Annotated in this window: 14 protein-coding genes; 7 read left to right on the top strand and 7 right to left on the bottom strand. The window is 50.7% G+C overall.

Translation table 11 applies throughout. The annotated features are described in order from the left end of the window. Positions 1–19 precede the first annotated feature (19 nt). From B2633_RS06395 to B2633_RS06375, 5 genes are all read left to right on the top strand, one after another. A complete protein-coding gene (locus B2633_RS06395) occupies positions 20–205 on the top strand; it encodes a hypothetical protein (protein WP_483169817.1) in 186 nt (61 codons plus the stop codon). Between the two features lie 48 nt (positions 206–253). Next, the gene (locus B2633_RS06390; RefSeq protein ID WP_483169816.1) at positions 254–1,480 is read left to right on the top strand and encodes a DUF2325 domain-containing protein; all 1,227 of its coding nucleotides are present in this window, start codon (positions 254–256) and stop codon (positions 1,478–1,480) included. 423 nt (positions 1,481–1,903) lie between these two features. Next, on the top strand, positions 1,904–2,875 hold the full coding sequence (locus B2633_RS06385) for a nitrogenase component 1 (RefSeq protein WP_483169815.1): 972 nt from the start codon (positions 1,904–1,906) through the stop codon (positions 2,873–2,875). Between the two features lie 16 nt (positions 2,876–2,891). After that, positions 2,892–4,730, top strand: coding sequence for an ABC transporter ATP-binding protein (locus B2633_RS06380; RefSeq protein WP_483169814.1), 1,839 nt, complete (start codon positions 2,892–2,894; stop codon positions 4,728–4,730). Continuing rightward, positions 4,682–6,469 carry an ABC transporter ATP-binding protein gene (locus tag B2633_RS06375; RefSeq protein WP_483169813.1) on the top strand — a complete coding sequence of 596 codons (1,788 nt, stop codon included), beginning with the start codon at positions 4,682–4,684 and terminating at the stop codon, positions 6,467–6,469. Before B2633_RS06380 ends, B2633_RS06375 begins: the two co-directional genes overlap by 49 nt. Before the next feature lie 63 nt (positions 6,470–6,532). Here the strand turns inward: B2633_RS06375 and B2633_RS06370 are convergent, their stop codons facing one another. Beyond that, complete coding sequence (locus B2633_RS06370; RefSeq protein ID WP_483169812.1) at positions 6,533–6,838, bottom strand: type II toxin-antitoxin system RelE/ParE family toxin; 306 nt, start codon at positions 6,836–6,838, stop codon at positions 6,533–6,535. After that, complete coding sequence (locus tag B2633_RS06365; RefSeq protein ID WP_483169811.1) at positions 6,825–7,094, bottom strand: type II toxin-antitoxin system prevent-host-death family antitoxin; 270 nt, start codon at positions 7,092–7,094, stop codon at positions 6,825–6,827. The genes B2633_RS06370 and B2633_RS06365 overlap by 14 nt, the downstream gene beginning before the upstream one ends. Before the next feature lie 486 nt (positions 7,095–7,580). On the opposite strand from B2633_RS06365, the gene B2633_RS06360 reads away from it, so the two are divergent. Beyond that, positions 7,581–8,069, top strand: a complete 489-nt coding sequence (locus B2633_RS06360; RefSeq protein WP_483169810.1) for a Fic family protein — start codon at positions 7,581–7,583, stop codon at positions 8,067–8,069. Positions 8,070–8,196: 127 nt separating this feature from the next. On the opposite strand, the gene B2633_RS06355 is transcribed toward B2633_RS06360, so the two are convergent. Further along, positions 8,197–9,192: an SPL family radical SAM protein gene (locus B2633_RS06355; protein ID WP_483169809.1), complete on the bottom strand. Its 996-nt coding sequence runs from the start codon at positions 9,190–9,192 to the stop codon at positions 8,197–8,199. A 336-nt stretch (positions 9,193–9,528) separates the two neighbouring features. Here B2633_RS06355 and B2633_RS06350 point away from each other — a divergent pair, with 336 nt between their 5' ends. Next, the gene (locus tag B2633_RS06350; protein ID WP_483169808.1) at positions 9,529–9,936 is read left to right on the top strand and encodes a metal-dependent transcriptional regulator; all 408 of its coding nucleotides are present in this window, start codon (positions 9,529–9,531) and stop codon (positions 9,934–9,936) included. Positions 9,937–9,953: 17 nt separating this feature from the next. Here B2633_RS06350 and zupT read toward each other — a convergent pair whose 3' ends face one another. The 4 genes from zupT to argF form a co-directional block, all read right to left on the bottom strand. Beyond that, positions 9,954–10,769, bottom strand: a complete 816-nt coding sequence (gene zupT / locus B2633_RS06345; protein WP_483169807.1) for a zinc transporter ZupT — start codon at positions 10,767–10,769, stop codon at positions 9,954–9,956. A gap of 306 nt (positions 10,770–11,075) precedes the next feature. Beyond that, positions 11,076–12,287, bottom strand: a complete 1,212-nt coding sequence (locus B2633_RS06340; protein WP_483169806.1) for an argininosuccinate synthase — start codon at positions 12,285–12,287, stop codon at positions 11,076–11,078. A 65-nt stretch (positions 12,288–12,352) separates the two neighbouring features. Further along, complete coding sequence (locus B2633_RS06335; protein ID WP_483169805.1) at positions 12,353–12,799, bottom strand: GNAT family N-acetyltransferase; 447 nt, start codon at positions 12,797–12,799, stop codon at positions 12,353–12,355. Between the two features lie 32 nt (positions 12,800–12,831). After that, positions 12,832–13,773 carry an ornithine carbamoyltransferase gene (argF, locus tag B2633_RS06330; protein ID WP_483169804.1) on the bottom strand — a complete coding sequence of 314 codons (942 nt, stop codon included), beginning with the start codon at positions 13,771–13,773 and terminating at the stop codon, positions 12,832–12,834. Positions 13,774–13,780: the final 7 nt, after the last annotated feature.

Raw genomic sequence — 13,780 nt, 5'->3', positions numbered from 1 at the left:
CCCTTAAAGGAGATACAAGATGGCTCTGATTGGCGGTAAACGGCTTGCCGAGTTGATGCTGGGGGGACCATCCGCTCCCTCTGGCAGAACCGCCCAAGAATGGGCGCAAAGGGTCCTGGATAAGCTGGAAACAACTTACGAACATGATATCGAAGCCGGCAGCCTGGTGATTACAGGCATAAAAACCGATAGAAGCGCAGAGTGAACCCCGCCAACACTCTTGCCGAAAAAAATCCATGGAAGGAGGTAAGCTATGGAGATTTTAAATAATCATATCAAACCGGTGGGCAAAACACATTCTATGCCGGCTAAAAGCAATAAACGCAAATTTGTTTGGGATATATCCAGTGATTTATTCTGTTCAGTGTGCGGCACCTGTCTGGATATGGACGAGCAAAGGCTGATTCTCAATAAATTGCATATTGACTGCAAGCCGTTTTCCGACCATGAAATCCATATGTTCATGGTGCAGGCCCTGTATTCGGAAAACAAAGTGTCACGCCGCCTGAACAGTCATCTGAACCATAAATACCGCTGCGAAATCTCCCGTTTCGGGAATTGTACTGAAGATCAGTTTATGGCGGCATGGCAGGATCATGTGAAATCAGGCCATATTTGCGGGCTGTACTGGGTGGCGGTCACCCATCCGGGGCTTGCAGAGAAAACGATCAACAACGTCTTCGGCGATGTTCATATGTTGTCCCATCTCAATGGCGGCAAAGCGCGCCAGGAAAAAATCGAATATGACCGTTTATCCTATATCAATGCCCAGTTGACGGCCAGACTCCGGCAGGAAAAGAAGGACCGGAGAGAACTGGCCAAAGATCTGACTGCCTCAGAAAAGATCCGTCGCAATTTGGAAAACAAACTACATAACCTGGAAAAACGCATTTCGGCAGATTCTGAACATTCGGTTCAGGCCGACACCACCATAAATAGTTGCGTCGAAGATAGCGCGCAGTTGACCAGGGCCCTCCATCAAGCTGAAAATGCCTGGCATGAAGCCCAGGAACGGGTGCAAAAATTAGAAAAGGAAAAAGAGGCCCTGCAATCTGATCTGTGGCTGCAGAAAGAGATCAATGTGCAATTATGCAGCGAGATCGAACGCCTGATACGCGATAATGATTGCGACCAAACCGATTGTTCCCAAAACCAGTGCTGCCGTCACCTGTGCGACAAGCGGGTTTTGATCGTCGGGGGGCTGACCAAGCTCAGAAGTTTTTATCGCGATGTGGTTGAAAACCTAGGGGCCGACTTCGAGTATCATGACGGCTATCTGCACTCGGGAGAAAGAGAATTGGAGGGCTTGATAAAGAAATCCGATATCATCCTGTGTCCGGTTGATTGCAACAGTCATGGCGCTTGTTTGAGCGTTAAGAAAATATGCAGCCGGATCAATAAACCCTATAAAATCCTGTCAAGCTCCAGCTTGAGCAGTATTTCCCAGGCGCTGACGACGGTGAAACGCGACCCTTCTTAATAAGATGATTGTCACTAGAACGATTAGAATCGGCCCTAGCCTTCCTGAGCAAAGTGAATAGTCGAAAACCGATCGATACTTATAACGACCAGGAAATAATAGAATTGTTGCGCAGATTCGGCTTGCGTAACATGAAAATTGATCTTATGAAAGCCAGAGCCCACCTGAAGAAAATGTCCAGGTATTTAGACCACAATCCTTTTTGAATCACACCCCGGGTGTTGTCTTCAGATAAGTACACAGAAACTCACCAAGGGCATTTTCTATGAGATATAGAGGTACGTATCGAGATACGCTTCTGGATTAAAAAGAAAATATTCCATTGACTTTCAGCAGCAATAAAAATCAGGGTTCAATAGTCAGGTTCCCTATTTATTTTAGCACAATAGTTAGAATGCTCTAACTATCCAAAGGAAGATCATCATGATGCACAAAATTGCGGTTTACGGCAAAAGAATATATGGAATTGGCGAAAAAGGCGGTGATTGCATGCAGTTGATTAAACAAACACAGACGGGTTTATTGGCCCGCTTTCCTGATACATTGCGATATTGCTCGCCATCCCGCGGAGGCTGGGGGGTGGTTAGAACCGGCATGCTGGTGCCGGAAAGCTATCAGCTTTTGGTATGCCCCTTTGCATGTGGACGGCATGGCGCTATCGGCGCCATCACCCGGGGGCTGAAGCACCGGCTTTCTTACCTGTATATAGATGAGACCGACATGGTGTCGGGGGGCTATGAAGAGCTCATAGGCGAAGCGGTTGAGGAGCTTCTCGAGCAACTGGAAGTCCGCCCCAGGGTGTTGATGATTTTTGTGAGCTGTCTCGATGATTTGCTGGGCACCGATCATGAAGCATTGCTGCAGGTATTGCGCCAAGGCCATCCGGATATGCGCTTCACCATATGCCATATGAATCCCATTACACTGGATAGCAAAGTACCTCCGCCGGTGAATATACAACGCAAAATCTATGGCCTTTTGGAGCCGTCCGATAAAGCTAAGCTTCTAACAGCAGCCGCCTTTTGCGGCAACAACGTAAGCATTGATAAAAACAGTGAGATCTATGAAATTATGGCTGCAGCCGGATACATGGATATACACCACATCTCGGAGTTTGCAACCTTTGCCGAATTTCAGCAACTGGCCAGAGTGAGTTTGAATATCGTTCCGAATCCGGTAGGTTTGGCAGCGGCGAATGATATCAGGCAAGCCCTCGATATAGACTATATCTATGTGCCGGTAAGCTATGACTTTGAAGAAATCAAACAGAATTATGAGACCATGCTGTCAATAGCCGGCATAGACATGGATTTATCAACCTACAAGCGGCGCGCCCTGAAGTTATACCGGTTGTGCCCAACCGCGCTGGTATGGCTCAATCCCTGGTTTGTATGAAAAGGGGTGATAATCAATGAACAATGATGATGCTGCCAGCAAGAAAACCGGTATTGCGCGCCTCTTGGAGATTGCCGGTGAGAAACGTGGTTTGCTGGTGCTTTCAGGGGTTTTGTCCGTAATCAGCAATGCACTGATGTTTCTCCCCTTTGTGGCTACCTATTTTATTGTGGAGGAATTACTGAAAAACGCAGCTAACCCGGCCTTGAGCAATATGGAACTGATCCGGCAATGGGGATTGTGGGCCTTATATTCGCTGCTGGGCTCACTGTTGTTTTTATACGCCGGTATCATGGCCTCGCATGTAGCCGCTTTTCGTATATTGTACAACCTCAGGATGCGTCTGGCCCAACACCTGGCCAGGCTGCCCATGGGCTACCATACCCGCCAGTCAACGGGAGCGATTAAAAAGCTGCTGGAAATGAGCGTGGAGAAAATCGAAAACTTCATCGCCCATCAACTGCCCGACCTGGTGGGAGCGGTAGCCCTGCCGGTGATCATGCTGACGGTTATGTTTGTTTTGGACTGGCGCCTGGCCCTGGTCTGTGCCGTTCCCATTATCGGGGCTTATTTCCTTCAGGCCCTGGTCTTTTACGGAAAGGAAGGCCTGGAATCCATCAAGGAATATCACAACGCACTGGAGCGGATGAATGCGGCCGGGGTTGAGTATGTCAGAGGAATGCCTGCGGTCAAGGTGTTCGGACTCACGGTAAGTTCCTTCCTGCGATTCCACAATTCCATCATCGCTTATCGGGATTGGGCGGTGGAGTACACCGGGTTCTGCAAACGTCCCTACATCATATTTACAACCATCCCGGCCTCGCTGCTCTCTTTCATCCTGCCGGTGGGGGTGTTTATTTTAAGCGGACAGCCCGATAATCAAGCTTTCGCCTTGATTCTGATGCTCTTCCTGGTTTTTGCTCCCGGCCTGTCGACCCCCATCATGAAGCTCATGTATCTGGGCGGGAACATGCGCATGATCTCTGAAGGAGTGGAAAGGATCGACGCCATTTTTGGACAGGAGCCGATTGCCGAACCGCTGAATCCCCGGGTGCCCGGTGAGTATACTATCGAGTTCGACAACGTGTGTTTCTCTTATGACAATCAAGATGAGTCCACCCGGACTGAAGCCTTGACGGGGGTGTCCTTTCACGCCCGCGAAGGGCAATTGACGGCTCTGGTCGGGCCTTCCGGAGGTGGAAAATCGACCATCGCCAACCTCATTCCCCGCTTTTGGGATGTGGGGACGGGCAGCATTCGCATCGGCGGCGTGGAGGTGCGCGAGATCGGAACCGAGATGCTGATGAACCTGGTTTCTTTCGTATTTCAGGATGTTCATCTTTTCTATGACACCATTGAGGAAAACATCCGTATGGGACACGCCGAGGCCGGCCATGAAGAGGTGGCGGCGGCCGCACGGGCGGCCCGCTGCCACGAATTTATCGAATCCCTGCCGGACGGGTATCAAACCAAAATCGGCGAAGGCGGCACTTATCTTTCCGGGGGAGAGGCGCAGCGGGTGGCCATCGCCCGGGCGCTCTTGAAAAACTCTCCCATACTGGTGCTCGATGAAGCCACGGCCTTTGCCGACCCGGAAAACGAGGCTCAAATTCAAGCCGGTTTGAGCCGGCTGATCCAGGGTAAAACCGTGATCATCATCGCTCATCGCCTGTCGTCGATCCGCCAGGCCGATCAAATCCTGGTGGTGGATGAGGGGCGCATTGCGGAACGGGGCCGGCATGACGAGCTGATCGAGTTGGGCGGCCTGTACCATCGTATGTGGTCGGCCCATATAGACGCCGGGGAATGGGCCCTGGCAGCGGAAAAAGAAAACAAGGCGGTGAACGTATCGTGAATAAATTCTTCTATAACATCAGCAGCGGCAATCCCGGCGAGCTGATAATACCTTCGTTGGCTTCATTCCTGGACGGCCTGTGCAAAATTATCCCCGCCGCCCTGATTTTTGACGTTTTCAACACCATGTACCTATCCTTTGCCAACCCCGGAACCCTTATGGATACCGCCCGGCTGTGGATAGTATCTGCGGTGCTGATTGCCTGGATGCCGGTGCAGTATCTGGCCTCAGGGCTGGCCTACAGCAAGACTTTTACCGCCGCCTATGCGGCCTCCGCCCGGGGGCGCATCGCCCTGGCCGAACAGCTGCGCAAGCTGCCGCTGGGTTTTTTGGGCAGCCGCGACCCGGGCGACCTGACCACCATGATGCTGAGTGACTATGCGACCGTGGAAACCACCATTTCTCATTATGTTCCGCAGATGATAAGCGCGCTGGCTTTTCCTGTAATTGCCTTGCTGGGCTTGTCGTTTATGAACTGGCAGATGGCCCTGGCAATGTTTATCGCCCTGCCCTTTTCGCTCTTGATCGTATGGCTTTCCAACGGTCTGCAATTGCGGTTGAGCCAGAAGCATATCGAAGCCAAGGTGGACAGCGCCAGCCGCTTGCAGGAATACCTCTTGGGCATGCGGGAAATCAAGTCTCATAATCTAAGCGGGGAACGGTTTGAACGGCTGCGGGAGGCTTTCGCCCGCCTTATGCGGGAGTCTATTAAGCTGGAAGGAATGATGGGTCCGGTGATGATGGTGGCCATCGCTATTATGCGTTCCGGTCTTACCCTGATGGTTTTCCTGGGCGCCTACCTCTTGGCGGGGGGAGAGCTTACCCTGCCGGTTTTCCTGTTATTTCTGATTCTGGGCAACCGGGTGTTTGAGCCGATGACTGCGGTGCTGATTAACTACGCTGAGATTCGCTACTCGGTTTTAAGCGCCGAGCGGATCATGCAAATCCGGCATGAAAAACTCCTGCCCGGGGAAAATGAGGCTCCTGCGGGCGGCAGTATCGGATTTGACAAGGTTACATTTGCCTATGATAATACCGACGTACTCAAGGAGGTTTCTTTTATCATCCCGCCCCGGAGCATCACCGCCCTGGTCGGCCCCTCGGGCAGCGGCAAAAGCACCATAACCCGGCTGATCGCCCGTTTTTGGGATGTGCAGCAAGGCCGGGTGCTGCTGGACGGCCGGGATATTAAGGAGATCGACCCGGAGAACCTGCTCACCCGCATCTCCATGGTTTTTCAGGACGTCTATCTCTTCAAGGACAGCATCGGCAACAACATCCGGGTGGGAAAAATGAGCGCCTCCCAGGAGGAAATTGAATGGGCGGCCAAACAGGCCCGCTGTCACGACTTTATCATGAATCTCCCCCAGGGTTATGACACCCCGGTGGGTGAGGGCGGCTGCACCCTTTCGGGCGGGGAAAAACAACGGGTGTCGATCGCCCGGGCCCTTTTAAAGGACGCTCCCATCGTGCTCCTGGACGAGGCCACCGCCTCCCTGGACCCGGAGAACGAAAGCCAGGTGCAGCAGGCCATCAACGCTCTGGTCAGCGATAAAACCGTGGTCATCATCGCCCACCGCTTAAGAACGGTGAGAAAAGCCGACAATATCATAGTTTTGAACCAGGGCCGGGTGGTGGAGCAGGGAACGCACGAGCAACTGCTGGCCCGGACGGGGTTGTATAACCGCCTTTGGACCCTGCAGCAGGAGTCGGCCGGATGGAGCATGAAGGCATCGTGAAACCGGCCCGGTCCCGGAGTGCACCAGAAACAATGATGACCCGGTTATTTATCCGGCGGGTGATCATTTTAGTAAGTCGGGGTAATCCCGCATACCATGAAGCACCCGGTACACTACCACTTCGCCCCCGATCACTTTATAAAAAACGATATAGCTGTCGATAACCAGCATGCGGTAATCCTGCTTGGCTAACTCATTATCCGGTACGATTTTACCGGCAAAAGGGAAACCTGCCAAAGCATCCATTCGGTCAGCGATCTTTTCAATCGTTGCCATTGCTGATTGGGGGCTGTCCGCTAAAATGTACAGATATATATCCACCATGTCTTGGCGAGCAATCTGCAGTATTTTGATCTTATAGCCGCTCATTGCACAGGTTCCTGATATATTCCCGCACCTCATCCGTGGTAAAGGTGGGTGCACCGCTAAGGCGCTGCTGTTCAGCCTCCAATAGTTTGGCTCTCAGGTTCAGCATTGCTTCACGACGTTCAAACGCTGCAATACTCATTACAACCAGCTCGCCCTCGCCATTTTTGGTAAGATAAACAGGTTCAGACTTTTCTTTGCATATTCTGGTTATTTCACCAAGCTCTGTCCTTAGAGCGGTGGTAGGCTTAATAATCATTATCAATCACCCCTGTGCAATATTAAGTCTTAATTATGCTATTATTATATACTTTAATAATGCGGTTATTACGATCAAATATTTTATTCCATGCCAAGTCGTTCAAAGAGTATACCCCGGACTGGTTCAGAAGCACCTGGAAGATCATGAACTTCGGCAGCGCGTTTCTGCCGTCAACCCTGCTTGGGCGCCATGTCGGACAGCATGTTATCTGTATATAAACGGAACGTGCGGCAATTAAAATGAAAGTATACGTCTCACATAGGCAAAAATGTTTGTTTTTTACCCATTTAATGTTTACATAGGTAAAAGCGAGCCATATAATGCCTATATGAAGGAGACGTGAATAATGATTGAAGATAAATTACCTATGCTGCCACCCGACATAGAACTGGAAACCAAGCCTGTTTTAAGACAATTGGCCGGGGCTAACCGCGCATTGGCGAATTAAAAGGATATGCTGCAACCATACCTAACAAACATATATTGATCAATGCGGTTATCATCAACGAAGCCAAAGATAGTTCTGCTATTGAGAACATCATTACCACCCATGATGAGTTGTATAAAGCCATGAGTCAGGCCGGATATAAAAACCCGGCCGCCAAGGAAGTAGTAAGCTATCGTACAGCGCTCTGGCATGGTTATCAATTAGTTCAGGAGCGGGAAATGCTTACAACGAATATGATCATCGATATCCACTCCCTGATCGAAAACAAACAGGTCGGAATACGTAAATTACCGGGTACCGTGCTCAAGAACGAAGCAACCGGCGAAGTCATCTATACTCCGCCGGGCGGTGAGCAGGAAATTTTGAGCCTAATGGCCAACCTGGAAGGATATATTAACGAAGATCTTGATGGGGTTGACCCTCTGGTGAAACTGGCGGTGATCCACTACCAATTTGAGAGCATCCATCCTTTTTACGATGGCAATGGCAGAACCGGCCGTATTATCAACGTTCTATATCGGTAGTATTGACTCGCATGACATCACCCCTCAATCCTTATATTAGCTATATAGTCGAGGAAAATTAGCTATATTAAAGATGCTCCCGCCAGCGGGATTCTTAGCCTAATAGCGGAGCGGTCTGAAAGGCCGTCTATACTACATATATTATGGGTATGCCGTTGAGTTTTTGAGCCAGGATTTCCCTCAGATATGCCTCGGCCTGCTGCCGGATATCGGAATTATAGCAGTATTTGCCCCGTCCTCTCCCGGTCATCAGGGATTTATCGTATAATTGAACTGCCCTGGGGAAGGCTTCGGCATTAATGACCCGGTGGATATAGCTGTAAGTCATAAAGATGATTTCAATAAATAAATCCCGCTTGAGTTCATCGCTGAGTTCGTCGGCCAGCTGCTCAATGAGCTGCGCATAAAGCTCTTTCCAGTTGTCCAGCAATACTACCGGCGCAATCAGAAGCCCCACTTTGTAGCCCGCGGCATGCATTTGCCGCAGGGCCTGGATTCTTCCTTGCAAAGAAGAGGTGCCCAGCTCCAGCCTTTGGATGATCGGTTGGGGATTGACGCTCATGCGCATGATGGTCCTGCCCCCGTGATTCAAGGGGAGCAGAGCCTCCACCATGTCGAACTTGGTGGGAAAAGTGAGGCAGCCCTTGGGACTTGTGGCGAAGTTTTCTATGGTCCATTCCAGATTGCCGGTTATGGTATTCTCCAAAATCAAGTCGCTGTTGCTGCCGATTTCAAAGGTTAAATCCCGGGGTGAACGGCAGGCGGTTTTCATGATTCGCTCCAGCATTTGCTCACGGTTGACAAAAAGCCGCAAATAGGAGCATTTATTGAAATTGCACACCAAATAGCAATAAAGGCACATGGCCTTGCAGCCGGACGAGGTGTAAGGAACCAGAAAATCCGAGACTTTGTGATTGGGGGTATATTTTAAACTCTTTCGCACCCCCAGGATCAGGTAGCGTTTCATGTACGCAAACTCCCGGTTGGGATTCTTGCGCAATTCTTCTATATTATTATGGCTTTCAACGGCTGTCCAGGGTACATGCGCAAACTTCTCCCGCAGTTGTCTGCCCAGTTCATAATTCAAAACCGCCGGCTCATAATATATTTTTTCCGGAAACAAAGCCCCACCTCCTGGAGCTATTATCTCAAAGGGCGATATTTCCTATACGCAAGCTGACCGGCCGGGAGCTGGAGAAACCTATGTCCAAGTGATTCCGATAATTTCGCTTATTACTATCTTTGATTTCATTTTGCAGCAACCGGCCGCTTAATTCCTCAATAAATTTCATGGTCGGACGCCAATCCCACTGCCTTCCCTTAATTGGCAGACAGTGCCACAGTTTAATCTTCAAACCTGATTATGCAGTTTCAAACTTGCCGATGGATTGATTTTTGCTGTAAAATCAATGCCAAGAAAAAGCGCGGTCATATGCAAATGTGAGGATAAGGACAGCCTATGCAAAATCTAACCTTTACCATGGAAAACTATCTAGAGGCAATTTATGAACTTTCCAGAGACGGAAAAGGGGCTAGGGTATCGGATATCGCCGCCAGACTGGGGGTCACCAAAGCGAGTACCAACAGCGCCGTGGCCACTCTTTCCGAAAAGGGCTTGATCGTCAATGAAAAGTATAAAGAAGTGTATCTTACTCCCGCCGGCCTTGAACTGGCGGAGTTTACCGCCAACAAACACCATGTCATCCGCCAATTTTTAATGACGATATTGAATATTGAGCCCATTGTCGCCGATAAAGACGCCTGCGCCATTGAACACGTCATCAGTATGGATTCCATCAATGCTATGCAGGAGTTTATCCAAAATTATAAAGATAAAAATAAAGAGCACCCGGTCCGTGAAAAATAATTTTTTTCATAAAAATCCTATATAAAAAGCAATAAGCTCACTGCAATCACTATCATACCGCCCATCAATCCGTAAATAGCCAGATGCGCTTCTCCATACTCCCTGGCCATGGGCAAGAGCTCATCAAGGGAGATAAAAACCATGATTCCGGCTACCAGGGCGAAAAGCACCCCAAAAACCATATCGTTGAAGAAACTAAATAGAATCAGATACCCCACCAGCGCTCCCACCGGTTCTGAAAGTCCCGATAAAAAGGAGAGCCAAAAAGCTTTGTGGCGGTTCCCGGTGGCATAGTAGACCGGAACACTCACCGCAATTCCTTCCGGAATATTATGGATGGCAATGGCAAAAGCAATGGCAATGCCGAGGCCAGGGTCTTTAATGGCCATGGTGAAAGTCGCCAGCCCTTCCGGGAAGTTGTGAATGGCGATGGCCAAAGCGGTCAGCATGCCCATCCGCATGAGTTTGGTCGAGTCCACCGGTCGGGAGGAAGCCTCCCGGATCTCTCCGACTCTATGCGGTTCATGAGGATTTTCTTCCGCCGGAACCAAGCGGTCTATAAGCGCAATCAAAAACATCCCGGCAAAAAAGGCCCCGGCGGTGGCCCAATCGCCTGCGCTGGGTCCCAGAACCTGCCCTAATGCTTCTCTGGCCTTCTGATAGATTTCGACCATTGAAACATAGATCATGACCCCGGCGGAAAAACCCAGCGCGACGGAAAGAAACTTGGTATTGTCGTTTTTGGTGAAAAAAACCAGCACACTGCCGATTCCGGTGGAAAGGCCCGCGGCCAGGGTCAAGGCAAAGGCGAACATGAAAGCAGAAGTATCCATTTGATTACCTCCATGCCTATAGTAAACCCTAGTATGAGGGTTTTGACAAATGCTTATGCTTATTTACGATGTCAAATGAATAAACCCCCGCCCAACGAAAACATGAGCCAATCCTGCCCCCATTTTTATGAACCTAGCCAACCCCGGCTCTTCGGAAATCACCTGTAGCTGGTTGTCAAATAGGACAGGGTTTTTCGCTGATTTTCATATACTATGAAAAAGTACAGCAGGATGCCGGACATCCTGCTGTACTTTTCAAATCAGCTTTCCGATATGGTTGCTAATTATGCCAGGAAAAGCTGGCGCTCAACCTTGCTGGTTTTTAATTCTCCGCTCCAGCAAAGCCTGCACTTTCAAAGGCAGGCCGAAAAGGTTGATGAATCCTTCGGCATCTTGGTGGCTGTAGAATTCATCCTGGCTGAAGGTGGCCAGTTGCTCATTGTAAAGAGAATAGGGTGATTGGGAGGCCACCGCTTCGCAACTGCCTTTATAGAGCTTGACCCTGACCGACCCGGTCACGGTCTTTTGAGTCTCGTTGATAAATGCATCCATGGCGTAGCGCAGTTTTGTGAACCAGTTGCCGTCATAAACCAGTTCGGCATATTTTACCGCCATCTGCTCTTTGAATTGCAGGGTGCGGCGGTCCAGGGTAAGCCGCTCCAGTTCTTCATGGGCGCGGTAAAGGATGGTTCCTCCCGGGGTTTCATACACGCCGCGGGATTTCATCCCCACCAGGCGGTTTTCCACCAGGCTGACGATCCCCACCCCATTGGCCCCGCCCAAGCGGTTGAGTTCACTCAAGAGTTCCACCGGGCCGTAATCCTTGCCGTCCAGGGATACCGGTTCGCCCTGCTCGAAGCCTATCTCCACATAGGCGGGTTTATCCGGGGCCTGTTCCGGCGGTACGGTCAACACCAGGACATCATCTTTGCGCTCGTTGGCGGGATCCTCTAGATTTCCGCCTTCGTGGGAGATATGCCACAGGTTGCGGTCGCGGCTGTAGATCTTTTCCTTGCTGACCGGGACCTCCACCCCGTGAGCCAGGGCATAATCAATGGCGTCTTCCCGGGACTTGATGTTCCATTCCCTCCAGGGGGCTACAATTTTGAGGTCGGGATTCAAGGCCTTGACAGTCAACTCAAAGCGCACCTGATCGTTGCCTTTGCCGGTGGCGCCGTGACATACCGCCTCAGCTCCTTCCATCTCGGCCACCTTGACCAGGTATTTGGCGATCAAAGGCCGGGCAAAAGAAGTCCCCAGGAGGTATTTGCCCTCATATATGGCTCCGGATTTCATCACCGGGTAGACATACTCGCGCACGAATTCTTCTCTCAGGTCTTCCACATAAATCTTGGAGGCCCCTGATTTAACCGCTTTTTCACGCACCGGGTCCAATTCTTCACCCTGTCCCAGGTCGGCGCAGAACGCGATGACCTCATAGCCGTAATTCTCCCGCAGCCAGGGAATGATGATGGAGGTATCCAGCCCTCCCGAATATGCCAGAATGATTTTGGCCATGTGTTTTCCTCCCAATAGTGATATTTATGACATTAATATTTTAACCCGCTTCAATCCCCTGTTCGTCAATTTTCTTCAAAGCCGGCCGGATAATCCCAGGAATAAGCATGGATGTCCTCTCTTTGCACCCAGCCCAGTCCTTCGTAAAAAGTGATGGCACCGCTGTTGTCCCGGTAAACGAACAGGTTTACCTTGACGGCTCCCCGCTGCCTCATTACTTTGAGACAGCGCTCCAGCAGAACCTTTCCCAACTTCCGACGGCGCCAGGGGGGCGAAACCGCCAGATGATATATCATCCCCCGCCGGCCGTCGAATCCGCCCAGAATGGTGCCCACCATAGTTTCTCCCTGCCATGCTATCAAGCAGGAGCCCGGATTATTGGTCAGCATTATCTCCAATGCCCAGGGTTCATCGCTGCGGCCCAGGCCGACCCCATCGATTTCCTGCCAGAATTCTATCATAGCTGGTATGTTCTCCGGCCTGGCTTCTTCAATCACCCAGTTCGACTCCATCCCCTCCCCCAAGATAATCAGAACCTGCAAGTTTATATGGTTAAAGCCATGATGGCTTTATGAGCATGGAGACGGTTCTCCGATTCGTCGAAAATGGCTGACTGCGGTCCGTCCATGACCTCGTCGGTAATTTCTTTGCCCCGTTTGGCGGGAAGGCAATGCAATACTATGGCATCAGGGCGGGCCAGGCTCATCAGCTGGTTGTTGACCTGATAACTCCGGAAGGCCTGCTCTTTCTGACCGGCCTGCTCTTCCTGCCCCATACTGGCCCAGACATCGGTATAGATGACATCGGCATCTTGAGCGGCCTGGGCCGGATCGTTAACCACCCACAGCCTGGCCCCGCTCTGTTCCGCATCTTCCCGGGCTTGTTTGAAAACTACCGGATCAGGTTCATACCCGCCCGGAGAAGCGATGACTACGTCCATGCCCACCTTGGCGCCTCCGTAAAGCAATTCATGGGCCACATTGTTGCCGTCGCCGATGAAGGCCAGTTTCAGGCCTTTAAGCCCGCCTTTATGCTCCAGAATGGTCATCATATCGCCGATCACCTGGGTGGGGTGCAGAAGGTCGGTGAGGCCGTTTATGACCGGAACCGAGGACCAGCGGGCCAGTTCCAGCACTTCATCATGATCAAAGGTGCGGATCATAATGCCGTCCAACATGCGGGCCAGAACCAGTGCGGTGTCTTTGATGGTTTCACCCCGGCCTAATTGTATGTCTCTGGGGCTTAAAAACAGGGCATGGCCGCCCAGTTGATACATCCCTACTTCAAAAGCCACCCGGGTGCGGGTGGAAGCCTTCTGAAAGATCATGCCCAGGGTTTTTCCGGCCAGGTAAGAATGGGCGACACCCTTTTTCTGAAGCTTTTTAATTTCAACCGCGGCTTCAAGTATGTAAGCCACTTCCTGCGGCGTAAAGTCATGTATGCTTATAAAATCCCGGCCCCGTATGAGATCACTGAGTTGGTACATTTAATAC

The sequence above is a fragment of the Syntrophomonas sp. UBA1041 genome, from assembly GCF_002316705.1.
Taxonomy (GTDB): Bacteria; Bacillota; Syntrophomonadia; order Syntrophomonadales; family Syntrophomonadaceae; genus DTU019.
Note: the sequence above shows the minus strand (reverse complement) of the source record. Positions and strands in the feature narration are given on the sequence as shown.

What these genes read in the sequence shown, in the direction of transcription:
- B2633_RS06365 (WP_483169811.1), bottom strand. Translation starts at nt 7,094, where the DNA reads ATGATTATTAAGCCTACCACCGCTCTAAGGACAGAGCTTGGTGAAATA.
- B2633_RS06340 (WP_483169806.1), bottom strand. Translation starts at nt 12,287, where the DNA reads ATGGCCAAAATCATTCTGGCATATTCGGGAGGGCTGGATACCTCCATC.
- B2633_RS06395 (WP_483169817.1), top strand. Translation starts at nt 20, where the DNA reads ATGGCTCTGATTGGCGGTAAACGGCTTGCCGAGTTGATGCTGGGGGGA.
- B2633_RS06390 (WP_483169816.1), top strand. Translation starts at nt 254, where the DNA reads ATGGAGATTTTAAATAATCATATCAAACCGGTGGGCAAAACACATTCT.
- B2633_RS06335 (WP_483169805.1), bottom strand. Translation starts at nt 12,799, where the DNA reads ATGGAGTCGAACTGGGTGATTGAAGAAGCCAGGCCGGAGAACATACCA.
- B2633_RS06380 (WP_483169814.1), top strand. Translation starts at nt 2,892, where the DNA reads ATGAACAATGATGATGCTGCCAGCAAGAAAACCGGTATTGCGCGCCTC.
- argF (WP_483169804.1), bottom strand. Translation starts at nt 13,773, where the DNA reads ATGTACCAACTCAGTGATCTCATACGGGGCCGGGATTTTATAAGCATA.
- B2633_RS06350 (WP_483169808.1), top strand. Translation starts at nt 9,529, where the DNA reads ATGCAAAATCTAACCTTTACCATGGAAAACTATCTAGAGGCAATTTAT.
- B2633_RS06370 (WP_483169812.1), bottom strand. Translation starts at nt 6,838, where the DNA reads ATGAGCGGCTATAAGATCAAAATACTGCAGATTGCTCGCCAAGACATG.
- B2633_RS06375 (WP_483169813.1), top strand. Translation starts at nt 4,682, where the DNA reads ATGGGCCCTGGCAGCGGAAAAAGAAAACAAGGCGGTGAACGTATCGTG.
- B2633_RS06385 (WP_483169815.1), top strand. Translation starts at nt 1,904, where the DNA reads ATGATGCACAAAATTGCGGTTTACGGCAAAAGAATATATGGAATTGGC.
- zupT (WP_483169807.1), bottom strand. Translation starts at nt 10,769, where the DNA reads ATGGATACTTCTGCTTTCATGTTCGCCTTTGCCTTGACCCTGGCCGCG.